The sequence below is a fragment of the Bacillus sp. FSL W8-1141 genome (assembly GCF_038593205.1).
Classification (GTDB): domain Bacteria; phylum Bacillota; class Bacilli; order Bacillales; family Bacillaceae; genus Bacillus; species Bacillus altitudinis.
Window position 1 is genome coordinate 1,721,603 of the sequence record NZ_CP151973.1, and the last position, 19,812, is coordinate 1,741,414.

At 37.8% G+C, this 19,812-nt stretch carries 20 protein-coding genes; 15 read left to right on the plus strand and 5 right to left on the minus strand.

The features are described from left to right. Positions 1-7: 7 nt before the first annotated feature. Together nrdF and NSQ52_RS08685 are read left to right on the plus strand one after the other, a co-directional pair. Positions 8-988, plus strand: coding sequence for a class 1b ribonucleoside-diphosphate reductase subunit beta (gene nrdF, locus NSQ52_RS08680; RefSeq protein WP_024720404.1), 981 nt, complete (start codon positions 8-10; stop codon positions 986-988). Positions 989-1,072: 84 nt separating this feature from the next. After that, positions 1,073-1,690, plus strand: coding sequence for a hypothetical protein (locus tag NSQ52_RS08685; RefSeq protein WP_007499431.1), 618 nt, complete (start codon positions 1,073-1,075; stop codon positions 1,688-1,690). Between the two features lie 55 nt (positions 1,691-1,745). Here NSQ52_RS08685 and NSQ52_RS08690 read toward each other — a convergent pair whose 3' ends face one another. Beyond that, positions 1,746-2,504, minus strand: a complete 759-nt coding sequence (locus NSQ52_RS08690) for an N-acetylmuramoyl-L-alanine amidase (RefSeq protein ID WP_008344009.1) — start codon at positions 2,502-2,504, stop codon at positions 1,746-1,748. Between the two features lie 320 nt (positions 2,505-2,824). Here NSQ52_RS08690 and spoVK point away from each other — a divergent pair, with 320 nt between their 5' ends. The 5 genes from spoVK to glnA all read left to right on the plus strand — a co-directional run bounded on the left by spoVK (position 2,825) and on the right by glnA (position 8,362). Next, positions 2,825-3,784: a stage V sporulation protein K gene (gene spoVK / locus NSQ52_RS08695; protein WP_041507247.1), complete on the plus strand. Its 960-nt coding sequence runs from the start codon at positions 2,825-2,827 to the stop codon at positions 3,782-3,784. Between the two features lie 120 nt (positions 3,785-3,904). Next, positions 3,905-5,167 carry a GTPase HflX gene (hflX, locus tag NSQ52_RS08700; RefSeq protein ID WP_218646132.1) on the plus strand — a complete coding sequence of 421 codons (1,263 nt, stop codon included), beginning with the start codon at positions 3,905-3,907 and terminating at the stop codon, positions 5,165-5,167. Positions 5,168-5,185: 18 nt separating this feature from the next. Continuing rightward, positions 5,186-6,466, plus strand: a complete 1,281-nt coding sequence (locus NSQ52_RS08705; RefSeq protein WP_342474058.1) for an aminotransferase class I/II-fold pyridoxal phosphate-dependent enzyme — start codon at positions 5,186-5,188, stop codon at positions 6,464-6,466. A 90-nt stretch (positions 6,467-6,556) separates the two neighbouring features. Further along, entirely contained in the window at positions 6,557-6,967 is a 411-nt protein-coding gene (locus NSQ52_RS08710; RefSeq protein ID WP_007499423.1) for a MerR family transcriptional regulator, read from the plus strand. A 60-nt stretch (positions 6,968-7,027) separates the two neighbouring features. Continuing rightward, entirely contained in the window at positions 7,028-8,362 is a 1,335-nt protein-coding gene (glnA, locus tag NSQ52_RS08715) for a type I glutamate--ammonia ligase (RefSeq protein WP_007499421.1), read from the plus strand. Positions 8,363-8,491: 129 nt separating this feature from the next. Here glnA and NSQ52_RS08720 read toward each other — a convergent pair whose 3' ends face one another. Together NSQ52_RS08720 and NSQ52_RS08725 are read right to left on the minus strand one after the other, a co-directional pair. Beyond that, a complete protein-coding gene (locus NSQ52_RS08720; protein ID WP_024720407.1) occupies positions 8,492-8,752 on the minus strand; it encodes a YesK family protein in 261 nt (86 codons plus the stop codon). A gap of 34 nt (positions 8,753-8,786) precedes the next feature. Beyond that, complete coding sequence (locus tag NSQ52_RS08725; protein WP_041507242.1) at positions 8,787-9,206, minus strand: hypothetical protein; 420 nt, start codon at positions 9,204-9,206, stop codon at positions 8,787-8,789. Positions 9,207-9,396: 190 nt separating this feature from the next. Between NSQ52_RS08725 and NSQ52_RS08730 the strand changes: the two genes are divergently transcribed. The 6 genes from NSQ52_RS08730 (at position 9,397) to NSQ52_RS08755 (ending at position 17,090) form a co-directional block, all read left to right on the plus strand. Then, positions 9,397-10,242, plus strand: coding sequence for an SMI1/KNR4 family protein (locus tag NSQ52_RS08730; RefSeq protein ID WP_342474059.1), 846 nt, complete (start codon positions 9,397-9,399; stop codon positions 10,240-10,242). A gap of 398 nt (positions 10,243-10,640) precedes the next feature. Next, a complete protein-coding gene (locus NSQ52_RS08735) occupies positions 10,641-11,750 on the plus strand; it encodes a RapH N-terminal domain-containing protein (RefSeq protein WP_039166523.1) in 1,110 nt (369 codons plus the stop codon). Between the two features lie 935 nt (positions 11,751-12,685). Next, positions 12,686-13,021, plus strand: coding sequence for a hypothetical protein (locus tag NSQ52_RS08740; RefSeq protein WP_268363704.1), 336 nt, complete (start codon positions 12,686-12,688; stop codon positions 13,019-13,021). A gap of 575 nt (positions 13,022-13,596) precedes the next feature. After that, positions 13,597-14,475, plus strand: coding sequence for a hypothetical protein (locus tag NSQ52_RS08745; protein WP_178896747.1), 879 nt, complete (start codon positions 13,597-13,599; stop codon positions 14,473-14,475). Between the two features lie 195 nt (positions 14,476-14,670). Beyond that, positions 14,671-16,596 carry a T7SS effector LXG polymorphic toxin gene (locus NSQ52_RS08750; RefSeq protein WP_342474060.1) on the plus strand — a complete coding sequence of 642 codons (1,926 nt, stop codon included), beginning with the start codon at positions 14,671-14,673 and terminating at the stop codon, positions 16,594-16,596. 5 nt (positions 16,597-16,601) lie between these two features. Next, positions 16,602-17,090 carry an immunity protein YezG family protein gene (locus NSQ52_RS08755; RefSeq protein WP_144665464.1) on the plus strand — a complete coding sequence of 163 codons (489 nt, stop codon included), beginning with the start codon at positions 16,602-16,604 and terminating at the stop codon, positions 17,088-17,090. 62 nt (positions 17,091-17,152) lie between these two features. On the opposite strand, the gene NSQ52_RS08760 is transcribed toward NSQ52_RS08755, so the two are convergent. Together NSQ52_RS08760 and NSQ52_RS08765 are read right to left on the minus strand one after the other, a co-directional pair. Next, positions 17,153-17,614, minus strand: a complete 462-nt coding sequence (locus NSQ52_RS08760; RefSeq protein ID WP_342474061.1) for a macro domain-containing protein — start codon at positions 17,612-17,614, stop codon at positions 17,153-17,155. A 366-nt stretch (positions 17,615-17,980) separates the two neighbouring features. After that, a complete protein-coding gene (locus NSQ52_RS08765) occupies positions 17,981-18,352 on the minus strand; it encodes an iron chaperone (protein ID WP_008343954.1) in 372 nt (123 codons plus the stop codon). Between the two features lie 384 nt (positions 18,353-18,736). Here NSQ52_RS08765 and NSQ52_RS08770 point away from each other — a divergent pair, with 384 nt between their 5' ends. Next, a complete protein-coding gene (locus NSQ52_RS08770) occupies positions 18,737-19,390 on the plus strand; it encodes a CotZ-related putative spore coat protein (protein WP_342474062.1) in 654 nt (217 codons plus the stop codon). Positions 19,391-19,464: 74 nt separating this feature from the next. After that, positions 19,465-19,809: an S-Ena type endospore appendage gene (locus NSQ52_RS08775; protein WP_008343952.1), complete on the plus strand. Its 345-nt coding sequence runs from the start codon at positions 19,465-19,467 to the stop codon at positions 19,807-19,809. Positions 19,810-19,812: the final 3 nt, after the last annotated feature.

The following is a 19,812-nucleotide window of genomic DNA, read 5'->3' on the forward strand; positions in this document are numbered from 1 at the left end:
GTTTAACGTGACAAAAATTTATGATGCAGCCAACTGGTCAAAACACGAAGACGATTTTACACAAATGTTTTACAACCAAAACGTCAAGCAATTCTGGCTTCCAGAGGAGATTTCCTTAAACGGGGATCTCTTAACATGGAAATATTTAGGTGAAAAAGAGCAGGATACGTACATGAAGGTACTGGCTGGACTGACGTTACTTGATACAGAACAAGGAAATACAGGAATGCCGATAGTGGCTGAACATGTGGACGGTCATCAGCGTAAAGCCGTGTTAAACTTTATGGCCATGATGGAAAATGCAGTGCATGCAAAATCATACTCAAATATCTTCATGACGCTAGCACCGACTGAAACGATTAGTGAAGTATTTGAATGGGTCAAGAAAAATAAATTCTTGCAAAAGAAAGCAGATATGATTGTAGGTCTGTACCGTTCCATTCAAAAGGATGACCCAATTTCCTTATTTAAAGCAATGGTTGCTTCAGTGTATTTAGAAAGCTTCCTATTCTATAGCGGCTTTTACTACCCGCTATATTTCTACGGTCAAGGAAAGCTCATGCAAAGTGGTGAAATCATTAACTTGATTTTGCGCGATGAAGCGATTCACGGTGTGTATGTTGGATTGTTAGCACAAGAAATTTACAACAAACAAACACCTGACGTGCAAAAAGAGCTTTATGATTTCTCTATCGATCTGCTTAATGAGCTTTATGAAAATGAACTTCATTACACTGAGGATATTTATGACCAAGTCAATTTATCGCATGATGTGAAAAAGTTCATTCGTTACAATGCCAATAAAGCGTTAATGAACCTTGGATTTGCCCCTTACTTTGAAGAAGAAGAGATCAACCCAATTGTATTGAACGGACTCAATACAAAAACAAAGTCACATGACTTCTTCTCAATGAAAGGGAACGGCTACAAAAAGGCAACAGTTGAGCCGTTAAAAGATGACGATTTCTTCTTTGGAGATGAATCATAAGGAAAGCATAAAAGTCAAAACGCATCACTCGTTTTGGCTTTTTGCCATTTCTAACAATGTGTTACATACTGGAGGTTACCGAACATGGGAAAAATGGACGAAATGATTTTAGTTGCACCGCGCGCACGCGTGTTCCAAAACGAAACACTTGCGTTTAATGGTGTGAATAGTGAAGAGAAAACAATCAGCACCATTATGAAAGAAATCGAAGAGCACTTCGAGCAGATGCGAAGAGGCGATGCAGAAGAAAATCCTGACTTCAAACAGCCGATACCTTATGTCGTGATTAAGCGTGAGGACGAAGTGTATGTATATGAAAGACTTCAAGGCGGGGGAGAGACGCGCTTACATCATAAGTTATCTCTTGGCTTTGGGGGTCATATGAATTTCATTGAAGGAAAAAAATTTGCTGAGATTCTAAAAGAAAATACCGATCGTGAACTGGACGAGGAACTTTCAATCCAAGAAGAAGACAAACTTGAGATGAAAACCCTTGGACTCATTAATGATGATGACAACAGTGTCGGCCGTGTGCACATCGGACTGTTATCAGCCCTTGAATTATCGCCGGGTGCTCATGTAGAAGTAAAAGAAACAGATCAAATCTCAGGTAAATGGATGAAAGTAACAGATTTGAAAAAGCCTGAGTATTTCGATCGTCTTGAAACATGGTCTCAATTTGTCGTGAACATTTTGGCATAATTGGATAGACAACAAACCGGCTCTAAAGATGACTTGAGCCGGTTTGTTTTTTAAATTATTGAAAAACGAATGCGTCGTGACCGGCCTGCTTTAATCGAGCGACGAGGTCATCTGCATTTTGCTTTGAACGGAAAGCGCCAGCTTGGACTCGGTACATGCCGCTATCCAGTACGACCAGCGCTTCAAATCCTTTGGATCTGAGTGTAGCTGCTAGTTCATCCGCATTGGCTTTGACCTTGAAAGCCCCTGCTTGCACTTTATATAGGTTACTTGCTTTTTTTTTCAATTGAAGGGCTTTTTCTAATCCAGTGGCATGAGCACGAGCGATCCCTTGAAGGAAAGTAGCGTTACGGAGCTTATTTGCATCAGCTACCGTATCAATGAAACCGTTTTCAGTTAAAATGGCAGACATAGAAGTTTCCCGCAGAACGTGGAAGTTCGCCGTTTTCTTGCCGCGGTCGGCAAAATCAACAGAGCGGACAATCTCATCATGAAGGGCATTGCGATACGTGGTGGTTGGTGCTGAAACGCCAGGGTACACATAACTTTCAAAACCTGTGCCTCCGCCAGCATTAATATGAATAGACACGAAATAGTCAGCTCCCCAGCTGTTTGCCGCATTCGTACGCTGGGATAACGTGACGGATTGGTCAATTGAACGACTTAAGCGGACGGAAACCCCATCATATTCACTAATCAACATATCTCTCAGAAAAAGCGCAATTTGCAGTGTGATATTTTTCTCCAAAAGTCCATTAGCAGCAGCTCCAGAATCTGTTCCTCCGTGGCCAGGATCAATAAAAATTTTCACCATCTATTCATCACCTCGTCTTTATTTTATGAGGAAATAGAAAAATTGCCTGTACAAAATGCGGAAATCATTGAGACTCTTTTCTGCACAATTTGGGAAGAAAAAGCGCCATTTTTCTAAGAAAAAACAAATTGTTGGTTTGTCCGCCCGAAATGGATGAATACAATGGAAATAGCACATCATTTCCTGGGAAACCGCACAATCCCCTACAATAACCGGTATCTCGGGTCATTTTGACAGTAAACCGATGCTAGTGCGGGCGATTGTCACGATTACAGCTCCACCCGAATAGATTAAAGAGAGAAGAGCGAGAGGTGAATACGTTGGAGCGAGCTGTCACATATAAAAATAACGGCCAAATCAACATTATACTTAATGGACAGAAGCAAGTATTGGTTGATGCAGATTCAGAGGCAGAATACTTAGAGGCCTTGCAAAAAAATGAGGCCAAACACAGCATCTTACGAGAAATAGAACGAGAAATGAACAGCCTTGTCGGGATGGAAGAAATGAAACGAAACATAAAAGAAATTTATGCTTGGATTTTTGTCAATCAAAAAAGACAAGAACAAGGATTAAAGGTAGGAAAACAAGCGCTTCATATGATGTTTAAAGGAAATCCTGGCACAGGGAAAACAACGGTTGCACGGCTTGTCGGGAAGCTTTTCTTTGAAATGAATGTTCTTTCAAAGGGGCACTTAATTGAAGCAGAACGAGGAGATCTGGTTGGAGAGTACATTGGACATACAGCTCAAAAAACAAGAGATTTGATTAAAAAATCACTAGGCGGCATTTTGTTCATCGATGAAGCCTATTCTCTTGCCCGCGGAGGAGAAAAAGATTTCGGGAAAGAAGCCATTGATACCCTTGTAAAACATATGGAGGATAAGCAGCATGAATTCATCCTCATCTTAGCTGGATACTCCAAGGAAATGGATCATTTTCTTTCTCTAAACCCTGGTCTGCAATCGAGATTTCCGATCAATATCAACTTCCCTGATTATACGGTCGATCAGCTGATGGATATTGCAAAACGAATGATGGCTGATCGGGAATATGTCTTTACCCAAGAGGCAGAATGGAAACTGCGAGACTATTTAATGCACATCAAGAGCACAACGAGTCCTGCCAAATTCAGCAACGGCCGTTTTGTGCGAAACACCATTGAAAAAGCGATTCGAACTCAGGCGATGAGGCTGCTTCTTGTGGATCATTATGATAAAAAAGACTTACTTACGATTAAAAGCCATGATCTGCAAATGAAAGAGGATACGCCTTCTTGAAATGGCGTATCCTTTTTGTAAAGAGACAAGAAATTAAACCTTCCGAATGGTGGTATACGTGTGGTGTGTTTGGTATGATGGTACTACTGAAACTTAAGTACAGAAAGGAAACAACTGACGTTGAATGAACATGAAATGATCGAAAAAGCGATCCTTGTCGGCTGTCAACTGCCGCATATAACGGATGAACGCTTTCAATATTCTATGGAAGAATTAGCTTCCTTAACCAAAACAGCTGGCGGTGAAGCTGTCAGCATCATGACGCAAAAAAGAAATAGACAAGACAGCGCGACTTACATCGGGAAAGGGAAAGTGGAAGAGCTTGAAGTGCTTTGCGACGAGTTAGACTGTGATGTTATTATTTTTAACGACGAGCTTTCGCCTAGCCAGTTAAAAGCTTTGGCGACTGCCTTAGATGTGAAAATCATTGACCGTACGCAATTGATTCTAGACATCTTTGCCAAAAGAGCCCGTACAAGAGAGGGGAAGCTGCAAATAGAGCTTGCCCAGCTTCAGTATGCCTTGCCAAGACTAAGTGGACAAGGGATCAGTCTTTCAAGACAAGGCGGCGGAATTGGCGCAAGAGGTCCAGGTGAAACAAAACTTGAAACAGACAGACGTCATATTCGAAACCGCATACACGAAATTCATGGACAACTGTCTGCAGTCAAAGAACATCGCACGAGATACCGGGAACGACGGAAGAAAAATGGCGTATTCCAAATCGCTATTGTCGGGTACACAAATGCCGGGAAATCAACATTGTTTAACCAGTTAACAGAAGCGGATAGCCATGAAGAAGATTTGCTGTTTGCCACACTTGACCCAATGACGCGTAAAATGACACTTGAATCTGGCTACAGTGTACTGATTTCCGATACAGTTGGTTTTATTCAAGACCTTCCAACCACACTGATTGCAGCATTTCGTTCCACTCTTGAAGAAGTAAAAGAAGCAGACTATTTGCTTCATGTGATCGATTCTTCGAATGAGGATTATGAAGGGCATGAACGAACGGTTCATAAGCTTTTAGAAGAATTAGAAGCTGACCGTATTCCGATGCTGACAGTCTATAACAAAAAAGACCAAATCCGGCCGGATTTTATCCCTTCTTCAAAGCAGCGCCACATTTTAATCAGTGCTAGGCGCGAGGAAGATGTGAAGCGGTTAAAAGCGGATATCATGGCTGAACTGAAAAAAGATTTTTTAAAGCCATATCATGTAAGGATTCCGGCATATGAAGGGAAACTCATATCTACCTTAAAGTCAGAAACCTTGGTGGAATCACTGGAATTTCAAAAGGAAGCAGAGCTTTATGACATCACTGGATTTAGTGGTGAGGAGCAAACCGTATTAGGACAAATCAAGAAGTATATGTTGTAGGAAAGGAATTAAATCACGATGTTTCACACTTTAAAACATGGCACCATTTTAGAAAAAATAGCAGCAGAAGCAGAACAAGACATTTCACAAATACATCAGCAAATTGATCGAAAGAGCGAACGAAATGAGTGGCGGGTTCTTGAAAGCTACCGGAAACATAAAGTCAGTGACTCTCATTTTAACCCGACAACTGGTTATGGTTACGATGATATGGGAAGAGACACGTTAGAAAAGATCTATGCGGATGTATTTGGAGGGGAAAGCGGTCTTGTACGCCCGCAGATCATTTCTGGAACACATGCCATTTCCATCGCATTATTTGGTGTGCTAAGACCTGGTGATGAATTGATCTACATGACGGGGAAACCTTACGATACCCTAGAAGAGATTGTCGGGATTCGCGGCAAAGAAGGGACAGGCTCATTAAAAGATTTTCAGATCGATTACAAAGCCATTGATTTGCGTCAAGATGGATCTGTCGATTTCGACAAAGTCAAAGAATCTATTTCCCCAAAAACAAAAGTCATCGGGATTCAGCGTTCTAAAGGCTATGCGTCAAGACCATCTTTTACAATAGAAGAAATTGAACAAATGATTTCATTTGTGAAAGACATCAATGAGGAAATCATTGTGTTTGTTGACAACTGTTATGGTGAATTTACTGAATTACAAGAGCCGTGTCATGTGGGTGCAGACCTTATGGCAGGTTCGCTAATTAAAAACCCAGGCGGCGGCCTTGCCAAAACGGGCGGCTACATTGTTGGAAAAGAAAAATGGGTAGAAGCTTGTTCTTATCGAATGACATCTCCAGGCATCGGCAGTGAAGCGGGTGCATCGCTGTATGCGCTCCAGGAAATGTATCAAGGATTTTTCTTAGCACCGCATGTTGTTGCACAAAGTTTAAAAGGCGCCGTGTTTACAGCGCGTTTTCTTGAAAAACTCGGGTTCCAAACAAACCCGGCGTGGAATGCGAAAAGAACCGACTTGATTCAATCTGTAGAATTTGGAGACCCTAAAAAAATGATTGCATTTTGTCAGGCCATTCAATATGCATCACCGATTAACAGTCATGTCACACCGCATGCGAGCTATATGCCGGGATACGAGGACGATGTTATTATGGCAGCGGGCACATTTGTCCAAGGAGCCAGCATTGAATTATCTGCCGATGGTCCGATCAGACCGCCGTACACAGCCTATGTTCAGGGCGGTCTCACGTATGCCCATGTGAAAAATGCCATTTGCAGTGCTGTAGACGCCTTAATAGAGCAAGGTTTTATTGAAGTGCCTGCTCGATAAAAAATCCATGTTAATATTCCTAACATTTCGTTGACACATAATATAACATGACATATAATAAATTTAAGCAAAGAGGAGGAGACAGTTGAGATGAGTGATAACATTCGCCGCTCAATGCCTTTATTCCCAATTGGGATTGTCATGCAGCTAACAGAATTATCTGCAAGACAAATTCGCTATTATGAGGAAAATGGTTTAGTATTTCCAGCTAGAAGTGATGGGAATCGCCGATTATTTTCTTTCCATGATGTTGATAAATTACTAGAAATCAAAAACCTCATCGAACAAGGTGTAAACATGGCAGGAATCAAAAAACTTTTTGCCAAAGCTGAGGCAGAAAATCCATCGTCTGAAACAAAGACAGAGGAGAAAACCACAGCGAAGCACAACTTGACAGATGATGAACTCAGGAAGCTACTGAAGAAGGAACTCATTCAGGCTGGACGTTTCCAACAAGGAACGACCTTTAGGCAGGGGGACATGTCAAGGTTCTTCCGTTAACCAATTAGCAAAAGCATTGCTATACACATTTTACCTTTTGTAGGGGAGGAGTTTTACGAAATGGCAAAGTACACAAGAGAAGATATCGTAAAATTAGTAAATGAGGAAAACGTAAAGTACATCCGTCTGCAATTTACAGACATTCTCGGAACAATTAAAAATGTTGAGATTCCTGTGAGCCAGTTAGAAAAAGCTCTCGATAACAAATGTATGTTTGATGGTTCATCTATTGAAGGGTTTGTACGTATCGAAGAATCAGATATGTACCTATATCCAGATCTAAACACGTTTGTTATTTTCCCTTGGACAGCAGAAAAAGGTAAAGTTGCACGCTTTATTTGTGATATTTATAAGCCAGACGGAACACCATTTGATGGAGACCCTCGTAACAACTTAAAGCGTATCTTAAAGGAAATGGAAGAACTAGGATTTAGTGATTTCAACCTTGGACCTGAGCCAGAATTCTTCTTATTTAAATTAGACGAAAAAGGCGAGCCAACGCTCGAACTAAACGATAAAGGTGGATACTTTGACCTTGCACCAACAGATTTAGGTGAAAACTGCCGCCGTGACATCGTGCTTGAGCTTGAAGAAATGGGCTTTGAAATTGAAGCTTCTCACCACGAAGTAGCACCTGGTCAGCATGAAATTGATTTCAAATATGCAGGCGCCATCCGTTCTTGTGATGACATTCAAACGTTCAAGCTTGTTGTGAAAACAATCGCTAGAAAGCACGGTCTTCATGCGACATTCATGCCAAAACCATTGTTCGGTGTAAACGGATCTGGTATGCACTGTAACCTATCATTATTTAAAAATGGTAAAAACGCATTCTTTGATGAGAAAGCAGACTTACAATTAAGCGAGACGGCTAGACACTTTATCGCAGGTATTGTGAAGCACGCAACAAGCTTCACAGCGGTCACAAACCCGACGGTGAACTCTTACAAACGTCTTGTTCCTGGCTATGAAGCACCTTGCTACGTAGCATGGAGTGCACAAAACCGCAGCCCATTGATTCGTATTCCAGCATCACGCGGCATTAGCACACGTGTAGAAGTACGCAGTGTAGACCCATCTGCAAACCCATACCTTGCACTAAGCGTATTACTTGCAGCAGGTCTAGACGGAATCAAAAACAAACTAGACGCACCAGCGCCAATCGACAGAAACATCTATGTCATGGACAAAGAAGAGCGCCTTGAAAACGGCATCGCTGACTTACCTGCAACACTTGCAGAAGCACTTGAGCTGCTCAAGTCAAACGAAGTCATGATCAACGCACTAGGCGACCACTTATTCGAGCACTTCATCGAATCAAAAGAAATCGAATGGGATATGTTTAGAACCCAAGTACACCCATGGGAACGCGATCAGTATATGTCTCAGTATTAATAAAGAAAACCCCTTGGAGCCATTGGCTTCAGGGGGTTTTTATTTAATTAGTTGGTCTTGTGATATTTTCATGCATATTTCACTTTTAATAATCGAAAGAGCCACTTCTTATGCAGAAGTGGCTCTATGTTATTTATGACTAAAATAACTCAAGGTACTATTAATAATTAAGGTGATCACAGATGCAATCAGTAAAGATATACTGATTGCACCCAGTCCTAAACCTTCCCACTTTCCTACGAAAAAACTTATTAATAATAAGATAATACTGATGAGAATGAGAATCGATGGTATTCCATACTGTAAAGGTGCATTCTTTCTTTTAAAGATCAAAGAAACACCCAATATAACAATCGTAAGGATAACTGTTAGCAGCCAAAATGATGACATTTATTGACCTTCCTTCTTTTAAAAATATATGAAATTATTTTATTTCCTCATCCATTACTTTCTTATACTTTTCAAATTCAGCATCTTTCATTTCACCGTTCATTTGTAATAAAAAGTTTCCTTTTGAATAGGTGTGAGAGAAGAACATAGATCCAGCATTGCCTAACTCATCATAATAAGATTTCGCCTGCTGTAAATCAGTTTCATTTCCAAATTTAAAAATCCGTCCACCAGCATTTTCACCTAAGGAAGGAACGAGAATTCTTTTTCCTTCTTCTCTTATATTTCCAAACTCTTTTTGTTTAAGATCAGATGGTTTTTCTGCTTCAAGCCCAGCACTTTTAAAAGCTTCAATAATATTGGCTGTCGTGAGCTGTTTTTCATTTGATGCTGTGCTACTGCAAGCTGTTAGCATCATTAAACAAATAAAAATGAATATAGATAATTTCTTCATATTGGATCCTCCTGATTTTTAGGTGCAAAGGAAATTTTACATGAAGTACCTTCTTTTTACTATCGTTTCGACAAAAATAGACATTGCGAATGACTAAGTAACAAATATTCTTCTTTTATTTTGACTAAATTGTCAAATATACTCATCAAGATGGTATACTTATGTGCATATTTTACTAGGAGGCATCACCTTGAAATTATTTTGGGAAATAGACGAGGAAGGTTACTATACGTTAAAAAAGATCAACGAAGCAGAAATAGCTAAAGCTGAAAAGAAACTTGGAATCACTTTGCCAGATACATATAAAAAGCTCATATTAGAACAGAATGGTGGTTATACCATTCATAATGCTTTTCCAACCACTCACTCTAATTCATGGGCTGAGGATCATATTCAATTTAATCACCTGCTGGGAATTGCTGAAGATGAAGGAATTATGGAGAGTGCCTATTTGATAAAAGAGTGGGAGCTGCCAGAAGGGCTTGTTTTGATCAACGGGGATGGCCATACTTGGGTAGCGATGGATTATCGAAAAACGAAAGAGAATCCTACAATTCATTATTTTGATGTTGAGATGGAAGAAGACTTTAAGTTAGCAGATTCCTTTGATGAATTCATTGAGGGGCTTTATACAGCTGAGTACAGTGTTGATGAGGAAGCAGCAGAGGGTGAATACGAAGAAGAAGAGGAGGAATATATAACTAAAGCAGAACTTGAAGCGATCTTAGAGAAAGAAGCAGCTAATCCAGCCGATATTCATCAAATTACTAAATATCCGTTACAAGATTTAGAAGAAGTAGAGTGGTTCTTTAAAAGAATAAAAAGTTACATTGAATCTGTTAAAGATGAAGACGTTCTTTTTGAAGTAGCTAGAAGCATTGAAACAATCCTTATATTAAGAGTATATACAATGCCAAGTAACGATATTATAAAAAAGACATTATTTGAAATTGTAGACATTTTTGAAAAAACTAAAATTCCTCAGATAACTGTAACAGCTGGAAATTTCGCTGTTAATATTGATTTTTTAGATTAAGGCAAAATTAGAGCATGTAGAGTATACTGTATAGGTTGAATTTTCAAAGAGTGAATGAGAACGGATGTTTAATTATCTGTTTTGATTTCATTATAATATAATTTAGATTGACCCCTTCATGAACCTGGCTGAAACTCAGTCAGGTCTTTTTATATCAATTTCAAAACAATATTTTGTGAATTTCTTTTTAAAAAATGAAGGTGGTCAATAAAAGAAATAAGTATCAAGTCCTTTCTGGCTACTCTCTCTTTTAACCAACTCTTATAATTGCATACCATTCAATTATTATCATATTTGCGGGATACCGAAAATTTCTATTATGAGCAGATTCACTTTACATATGTTGTAAAATGCGTGTTAGAATTATACTAGGGATTTGTTTAGAAGGGGGTAAAGGAATGTCAGGATTAATTGCCTCTCAGGAGGTAGGGAACATGTTAAACACTTGGAATCTTGCGATACAAAAAGGGGATTTATCGGCAGCTATAGAAATGCAAGATGACATAGACAGGGCAATTGATTTAATGGAAGAAAATCAAGATATTCTTTTGTACTATCAACTTTTGAGCTTTAGGCTTAAGCTGAAACTTCAGAATATTAGCAGAAATTTAGATAAGCCATTCTTTCAGCGGAATGCTCCAGACGAAAAAGAAGAAAAAACAAATAAACTCATGTCATATTACTTCTACTTTTATAATGGGATCTATCATGACTACTTGCAAGATTATGATAAGGCATTAAGTTACTTCAGAATAGCTGAAAAAAAGTTGGCTTATGTTGATGATGAAATAGAAAAAGCTGAATTTCATTATAAAATCGCAGTTCTATTTTATGATTTGAAAATGACCTTTTTATCAAAATATCATGCACAAATTGCGTGTGACACATTTAATGCGCATGAAACATATATCAAAAGACAGATTAACTGTAGGATGCTACATGCGTTAAACTTAATTGATCAATTTGAATATGATAAAGCAAGAGCTCTTTTTAGTGAAGCTGAGAATATGATCGAAAGTATTAATGACAATCATTTAATCATTCATCTATATTACAATATGGGTTTTCTAGAAAGCAAAAAAGAAAATTTAGAAGAAGCATCAGCACTATTTAGGCGCACGTTGAGTTATAAAGAGATCGAAAATCAAGATTTATTGAAGATGAGATGTTTATATGAACTTTCTAGAATAGAAATCTCCAGTAAAAGTAATGACGCGATTGAATGGATTGATCTAGGCATTTCTTTATCAGAACAAGTCAACCATAACGTTTTTCAAATAAAATTTAAATTGTTAAAAGAACTATTGTATGAAAAAAATCAATCTCAATTGAACAATATAAACAATCTGTGTTTAGAGCTTGAAGAGAAAAGAGTATGGGTTGATTTAGAGGAGATTCTGGTTGATGTGGCGAAATATTTAGAGGGGAGAGGCTTGCTGAAACAGTCATTAAATTACTATAAAAGAGCCTTACTCGCAAGCCAGTATGTAGGAAAAGGAGTGAATTAATTGAAGAAGTCGGTTTTTATTACATTTTCACTAGCTGTGGTAGCTCTAGGTACACTTTTCTTTACAAACGGTTTGACTCAACCTCTACATGAAGATGTCCAAACAGTTGCATCAAGAGGTAGCTCTGGAGGTTAATTGGTTAAAAAACAATAAAGTGGATTAAAGTGTCAGGCTCCTTATGGTATTCTGGTAAAAGAATATGCCATAAAGGAGTCTATTTTATATTAGGTGCTCCATTTGCTTTGATGGCAGCGTATAGAGATACTAAAAAAACAAATGAATTAATTAAGATTTTTGAAGAGGAAACTTTCAGTGTCCGTTAGAGGAACTCTGGGTATTACCCAATTTCACTGTATATATTTATGCGAGAGCTGTATAAAGCATGGGATTCTGAAAAAACGAAAAAAATTTATGAAGAATTTCAGGATGTTTTTATGAAGAAAGAGAAGAAAACAATTTGAGATAAAAATAAATATAGTACATACTTTCAATTTTGTTACTTAAATCCTAAATATGGAACTGACTGTAGAATGTTAAGACTGATTGTTTTATAATTTCACGGTAACATAACGTAATTAAAAGTATAAAACGTAAGTGAAAGTATATCGGGGGATTTGGATGATAAAAAAAGAAGTTTTTCAAATAGTTTTGTTTACAGTCCTTTTGGCAATTTTTCTTTATCAAGGTGTACAAAGAGATTTTCCTTTTGAATATCTGATTACCTTAGTTGTGTGCTATGTTGCTGTAATAGTTTATAGAATTATAAAAGTAATGAAATATAAAAAGGAGCAAAGTACAGTTAAGTAGTTTGAGCTATTTTTGTTTGCGGTGTCCGCAATCACTATTTGGATCAGACGTTTGAGGTCATGGCTCTTTGGCATGTTGACATTAAGAATTATATAATGAACTAAATTTAACTTCGGAGGTGCTTTTATATGTCTATTCAAGTGGAGGATGATGATGTTTTAGAGATGTGTAATATATATGCTCAAGAAACTCATCACAGAGAAGCATTGATTTTAGGAAACAGGAAGGGTCTATTGGAATTAAAAAATGCGATAGATCAGGCTTTAAAAAACGGCAGTGCTGTTGCAAATTTATACCCATCTGATTTTGAAGGGTATGAAACTTGTATTGCTCTAGTGGATGATGAAAAGCAGTTTGAGAAATTAATTACTCCTTATGTAGAGGAATATACACAAGATGATGATGCGATTGATCCAATTGATATTATTAAAGAGTACGATTCCAAAAAAGAAAAACCCTTATAATAGGGTTTTTCTTTTATTATTTATTGGAGTATAGTTTCACCTTTCTTAGCTTTGTGTCTACTTGGAGTAAGGTGTGGAGAAAGTTCTTTCTTCACATGTAGGTGTGAAAATAAATGAATGGTAAACAGAATATTACAGGGTGGCATTACAACCCCAAGTGATTTGAGATGCAAAATATTAATAAGTGTCTTAATGATTGCTATCATAATTTGATGAAGTTGTGATGGAATTTGAACGTGAAAGTAATCTATTTGAGTACTGTCTACCGAAGTGTAGACTATAAGAGCAACTTTGCTAAATCATTTTTGAAAGGTCTTAAAAAATATGATATCGTTGAGAAAAAATTGTTGGGGGGATGTATATGAAAAGCACATTATACATGTTGTTAGGAGCCATCATTTTAACATATTTTACTTTGATTTTACCTTTTTCAAAAATATACAACAGTGGACTGTTTGAAGTATTGTCTTTTTGGTTCATTCTAATCTTTGTATTTTCTTATAATAATAAAAACCATACTTGAGATATTTACTGGTTTTTCTTTATATGGTAGTGTGTGGGCGGAGGTGTTTGGGATGAAAATCAGGTTCATACTCATTTTACTAGCTTTCGTATTCTCATTGACAATGTTTGGGGGTATTTCAAGTGCAAAAAGTAAGGAAACTAAAAATAATACAAGCCAAGAACATTCAGTCAAACTTGAAGTTGTCAAGTCTACTACATATTATAATTCACTAGATGGAGAACGAATTGAATATAATTCTGAGAATGAAAAGCGGATTGCAAAAACAAAATTAGAGGACATAAAGAAGTATAAAAAGCTCACAGGAAAAAGTATTTCATACGAAGATGTAGGGTTGAAAGATAATGGTGATTTAGGAGAATCTGATAAAATACATACCTTATCATCTTTACCGCCAACCGATCCGGCAACAAATAGCAAACTGCTTATTTCTCAACAAGTTTTTTATAAAGGTACATCTGGAACTAATTATAAATATCAATATCATTCTTATGCCGAATGGTTTAAAAAGCCTGTTAACCATAAAAAAGATGCGTTTGCAGTAGCTTGGGATACATCTGCAGTCCCTTTATCAGGTACTTTTGAGGGGTATTGGCAGCAACAAAAGGCCGTTGCCGACGGTAAAGGTGGCCTCACACATGTAACAGAAGATAAACAACTATCAGCTGATACAGACTCATACAAAAATTATGGTCATGGAGTTATTCTTTCACCTGGCTATGGAGATACTCAATTTATAACAATGGATAGAGATGTACTCGTTCCAACGTCTAAAAAAGGAGATCCTGCAAATATTATCACAAAATATCATCACACTTATGCAACGATAAATGGTATTTCGATTAGTGTTGGCCCAGCTTCAATAAGTTTTAGCGATAGTTGGGGAGATGATTTAGTTACAGAATATAGCTTTGTATATGGAGATAGATAAGAGAAGAGTGAAGCCCTTCTCCTTATTAGGATTCCTTATTAGGATTCCTTATTAATTCCTATTGATAACAGCATCTCATTCAATGAGTATGTTCAAACCCTTCAAAATTGGTTAAAAAACGATAAAGTGGATTAAAGTGTAAGACTCCTTATGGTATTCTAGTAAAAGAATATGCCATAAAGGAGTCTTTTTTATATGAAAATATTAGATGCTCCATCTTTACTATCAGCTGTAGAACAGAGATCAAAGGCCTATCATGAGCTTCAAGAAGAAATGAAAATTGTGAAAAAAGCATTAAAAAGTGTGTCGGGATTAGGTGATGAATTTACTGGAAAAGGTGCAGACAATATCAAATCTTTTTATGAGGATCTTGCGCTGTACACAGACACTTATCTTGATTTTATCGATATGCAGAAAGCTTTTTTAGATGGAGTGAAAGGAAAGCTGGATGATGAATCATTAGGCGGGAGTACATTTATTGATGAGCACTTCCTAGATGCTCAATTGAAGCAAGGCATTCAGAACAATAAAGATATGGTCAAAGAACAAAAAGAGACACTTTCCACTATTTTTGACGATATCAGTGATTTAATTGAATTACATACATTTTCAAGTAAAGAGGTCAATGAACATTTAGACGATGCGAACAAAAAAAGAAAAGAGACCATTGAAGTTTTACATCAAATAGACAATGATTTAAAAACGGAATACGCAAAGTCAGAAGCGGTTGAGAACCACCTCAACACTTTTTATGCAAAGATGATGGCTGCTACTGGAAAAGGAAAGAATGCTCAGCCAATGTATTATGATGCAAAAGCATTTCATGAGACAGATGTGTACAAGAACCATGATAAAATCGATGCACAGGTGAAAGCCTATTTAAAGGTGAAAAAAGAAGAAAAAGAAAAACGAAGAATCAAAGAATTGAAAGAAAAGCTCAATGATCCTTCGTGTCTATCAGAAACGAAGTACTTTGAGATTGTAGATGAGATCGGTTATGAGAATCTCACATATGATCAAAAAATGTATTACAGCCAGCTTCTCCAAATCAAAGCACAGGAAGAAGCATCGGAGGTATTCGTTGATAGTGTAAAAGGTGCTGCAGTGGGTCTATATGATGTAGCAAAAGATACAGTAGTTGGTATCTACGATCTTGTGACAGATCCTGGAGGTGCCGTTGAATCGGTCGTAACGGCTGTTTCACATCCAATTGAAACATCGAAAGCGATTGGAAAATCGATTTCAGACTCATTCCAAAAAGAAGTCATAAATGGTGACGCGTATTCACGGTCACACTGGTTCGCCTATGCGACTGGTTCTCTTGCAGAAATTGTCTTTGGTTCTAAAGGGGCAGGAGCCATCACAAAAACAGGGACAACAGCGGCCAAAACAACAGTGAAGAAAAGCCTTGAACAAGGAGCAAAATCATTAGATAGAGTCTCTATTCCGAATCTAATGCCATATTCACCAAAGTTTCAACTAGCAGGTGGAGGGAAACTCCCTTATAACGTGTTTGACGGAGAAAACCTCAAAAATAAACTCCTCTCCATGGCAAAGCGTCTAGACAACAACTCAGGATACGGTATCTCTCAGACAGGCAGAAGATTACCAGCACCCAAATCACCACCGACCGTTGTCAGTTACGGAGATCATTATGTGAGATGGAAACGTAAAAAAGTGCTAAAGCCTAATGTTGTCTATTCAACCAAACAAGGTTACACCTACACAACAGATCACTATGGCCGCATTGTCAAAGTCGAAGCAAGTGATTTAAAATATGGAGAGATGAAAAGAAACCAATATGCTCAATCCAATTCAGGAAAGCCGGATCGATTGCTGGATGATGATGGTGGTCATTTAATTGCGACTATTTTCAAAGGTTCTGGTGATATTGATAATCTGGTGCCGATGAATTCGCAGATTAATCGTAGTGGCGGGAAATGGTATGAGATGGAACAGAAATGGAGAAAAGCATTAGCATCTGATCCCCCAAAGCGTGTAGAAGTTATAATTGAGCCGAAATATTTAAATGATTCAATTAGACCCTCTGAGTTTGGTGTGTTTTATAGCATAGAAGGAAAAGAAAAGTATCTAATTATTGAAAATAAAATCGGAGGGTGAATAATATGGAAAACATAACAATAGATTCTATCTATCAAAAAATAGCTGAACTTATTCATGATAACATTCCAGTTGAATGGGAAAAAATACGAATGTATACGGAAGTGGTCAAACACGAAGCAGAAATAACTTTTTACTTTAGAAAAAAGGGGGATAAGGAGTTTATTTACGGGCACAATATACCTAAATTATTTAATATCAGTAGATCAATATATATGGATTTTTTAGTTGAATTAACACGATTATTTAGACAGTTAAAAACATTTTATGAAAAAAATAATTATGGTTCATGGACTAATCTCACGCTTGAGATGGAGCATTCAGGTAAATTCTCGATTGAATATGGGTATGAAGATATTTTCTCATTAGGTATTGATGGTGATCAAAGAATAGCTGTTTGGGAATACGAAACGTTCGGATTTCTACCTGAAGATGAGGAAGATAAAGAAGCTGTGCTAGATTATTTGAAAAATAAAGAAGAAAATAGAAAATAGCAAATGACCCTCCAAATAAATGAAGGAGGGTTTTTGTAATTCATCAGAATTTCTCATTTTACCTATTTAAACCGATAAACCGTCACTTCACACTCACCAAGGACCTCTTCTATCATCTCTTGAACAATCGTCCAATCGCCACCTGCCAAGCCGCAGCCGATCCCATAAGGAATGGCGATAGAATGAAGGGGATTCTCTTCATTTAGATTTGTCACTGTCTGTTTTAGATGTTCAAAGCAGCTGCGTAATGCGTCGTCATCTGTTTGTTTTGTTTTTCTTCCGTATCCAACTTGGGCGAATAAGTTGGCAATGGTTTTTCCGTCGCTCGTTGTGATGAACTGGACGGAGCTTAATAAATCATCTCCTTGTTCTGCGCATAAACGTTTATAGTCTTTATACACATTTGGGTATTTGCTTTTGATTTGCTTTGCTAATCCTGCTCCCATGACACCCTTACAGTTCACCTGATGACAGATGATGTCTTCTTTTGCCTCTAAGATGTTGCCTTCTACCGTTTTAATCATTTTAAGTCATCCCTTTTTGATAAAATAGAAACTTATGTTCTATTATAGCAGTTTTGATGACGTTATTTCATTGCAAAATGCACTTGGACTTTTAAAAATAAGTACGGTCAGAGTGTCAAAAACAGTGCATGCCATCTAAAAGAGTCAAAGATAAAGAACAAACAGTCAGGAGAGCCTTGTGGATAAGATAGAAACAAATTGGTTAATTCTTAGACGGTTTATTGGCCGCTATCACAAAAGGGCGTTAGACTGCTTCTGTCAGGCTATGAATGGGTGGAGCAGAAATGGACAGGAGAGAGAACCAAATAATATGTAAGTCCATGAAAAAACACCCCAATCTGTTATGAAATCAGATCGGGGTGTTTATTATTTTCGCCAAAATGTGGAACAATCTGCTTTGTCTTCAATGTTAAATTCGATGATTTTTTTTAACAGAGGATAGTCAATCGGTAAGCTTTCCTTCATCCGAAACATCTTTTTTCCATGGTCATAACCAGCTTGTACAATATCTGCTGAAAAGTGATCAATCCCTTTTCCTTCTGGTGCGACAGAAATGTGGTGTTTTGCGACGCTAAATCCGATAATAAATGTGCCATGATCTGTGAACATGGGCTGATTCCAAGCAATTCTTGGCTCTAATTGAGGGAATGTGTCTGAAATCCATTGTAAGATGTCTTGCATGCGCTGTTTCAGCTCTGGATGACCGATATTGCTTACATATTCTTCAAAAACCTGCATTGTTTTCATCCTCCATATTCATCAAGCCTCAGACGGGATTCGAACCCGCACTCCTTTCGTAAGCATAGGCTAGGGGGCAACACGCTTCCCTACGGAATTTCACCGACAGGAGTTTCACCTGTCTCAGCTCATTTGCTTTTCGGTGCTTCTGAAACCCTTGCCTTGCGACCCGCTAGCTACAATTGTTTTACGGCGCTCTTCCCTTCTAGAGCTACTGAGGCACGGAAGTTCTTGTTCATATTATATAAAGAAACTTGAAAAATGAAAAGCTATGCTCATCATCTAATTCAATCGCACAAAATAGTCAAAGGCACATATGATAAAAGACCATATAGTTATGTATACAGCATGGAATTGGGCTGATTGTAAGTGACAAACCTGTTGATGAGTAAACTAAAAGAGATAAACAATCAAACAAAATTAGAAGGCTTTACTCACAAACGTTCGATGAGTTCTCCCTTTTTGCTCACCATGGAAGATGGGGAACCTTTTTACTCATGGGTGTTTTTTGAAAGAAGTGTGTTTAAGACTTGCTATTTTTCTTTGAGCTCTATCAATGAAAAGCAGAATTGTGTGGTGTTGGAACTTCTTGTACCGTGCTGCAATAGATCAACATGCTGTCAAAAAGTTTTGTATCGATCCAGTTCGAAAATTCTTGTAGATCTTTCTTTTTTATGTGGAATCATTGAAGTAGAGCTTCCTGTATATGATGCGCTTATTTTAAAAAACATAGAATCTCACCACATCTTTCTTTGTTTTTCCACAACGCCCAGTTCGGTGGAAGTATGGCGGAATGGAACAAAATTTCTCAATACGGCAACTGTTGTGTTGCATCATCAAGATCATCAGGATGTACCAGTCGCAATTAGGATTCAAACTGGTACATTTTGTTATGATCTTCTTGTCCAAAAAGGAGAAAGTCGTGCGATTACTGTGAAAGATGTGAAATTTATCTTGAAATCTCCATCAACTGAAAATGTGCAAGCACGATTAGACATGCAAATCAACATGGTGCAAAGAAGAAAAATAAAGCTTTGAAGCTGTGATAATCGCACAATCATCCAATATCAATGGATCATAGTCTATCAAGACTAGGTTGAAGGAGGGTTAAAATGGCTATTTTAGGCGGATGTAGTAATGAACAAGCGGGCTTTGTAAATGATGCAGTATGCTTCACACTTGATTTAGCAGCAGCAGCTGATGCAGTTGTCGTCTGGACAGATGGAACACCTTATGTCATAAACGGAACCATCATGGTGGAAAACAATGGGATTGTGGCTGTAGCACCTACTGTGGCTTTAGAGGTAAACGGTACAGCAGTTCCTGATTTCACGGTACCGCCAGGAGAGAGTCGATCCATTACGCTCAGTGATCTGAACTCGATTGGGATTTTAGCTACTGGTGGAACCTCGACTGGAAGTATTGTCGTTTCGTTTTCTCTCAATTATCAGTATTAGTGT

Coding starts and splice junctions, on each gene's coding strand:
- NSQ52_RS08685 (WP_007499431.1), top strand. CDS start 1,073: ATGGGAAAAATGGACGAAATGATTTTAGTTGCACCGCGCGCACGCGTG.
- NSQ52_RS08690 (WP_008344009.1), bottom strand. CDS start 2,504: ATGGTGAAAATTTTTATTGATCCTGGCCACGGAGGAACAGATTCTGGA.
- NSQ52_RS08705 (WP_342474058.1), top strand. CDS start 5,186: ATGTTTCACACTTTAAAACATGGCACCATTTTAGAAAAAATAGCAGCA.
- NSQ52_RS08710 (WP_007499423.1), top strand. CDS start 6,557: ATGAGTGATAACATTCGCCGCTCAATGCCTTTATTCCCAATTGGGATT.
- glnA (WP_007499421.1), top strand. CDS start 7,028: ATGGCAAAGTACACAAGAGAAGATATCGTAAAATTAGTAAATGAGGAA.
- NSQ52_RS08720 (WP_024720407.1), bottom strand. CDS start 8,752: ATGTCATCATTTTGGCTGCTAACAGTTATCCTTACGATTGTTATATTG.
- NSQ52_RS08725 (WP_041507242.1), bottom strand. CDS start 9,206: ATGAAGAAATTATCTATATTCATTTTTATTTGTTTAATGATGCTAACA.
- NSQ52_RS08735 (WP_039166523.1), top strand. CDS start 10,641: ATGTCAGGATTAATTGCCTCTCAGGAGGTAGGGAACATGTTAAACACT.
- NSQ52_RS08740 (WP_268363704.1), top strand. CDS start 12,686: ATGTCTATTCAAGTGGAGGATGATGATGTTTTAGAGATGTGTAATATA.
- NSQ52_RS08745 (WP_178896747.1), top strand. CDS start 13,597: ATGAAAATCAGGTTCATACTCATTTTACTAGCTTTCGTATTCTCATTG.
- NSQ52_RS08750 (WP_342474060.1), top strand. CDS start 14,671: ATGAAAATATTAGATGCTCCATCTTTACTATCAGCTGTAGAACAGAGA.
- NSQ52_RS08755 (WP_144665464.1), top strand. CDS start 16,602: ATGGAAAACATAACAATAGATTCTATCTATCAAAAAATAGCTGAACTT.
- NSQ52_RS08760 (WP_342474061.1), bottom strand. CDS start 17,614: ATGATTAAAACGGTAGAAGGCAACATCTTAGAGGCAAAAGAAGACATC.
- NSQ52_RS08765 (WP_008343954.1), bottom strand. CDS start 18,352: ATGCAGGTTTTTGAAGAATATGTAAGCAATATCGGTCATCCAGAGCTG.
- NSQ52_RS08770 (WP_342474062.1), top strand. CDS start 18,737: ATGAGTAAACTAAAAGAGATAAACAATCAAACAAAATTAGAAGGCTTT.
- NSQ52_RS08775 (WP_008343952.1), top strand. CDS start 19,465: ATGGCTATTTTAGGCGGATGTAGTAATGAACAAGCGGGCTTTGTAAAT.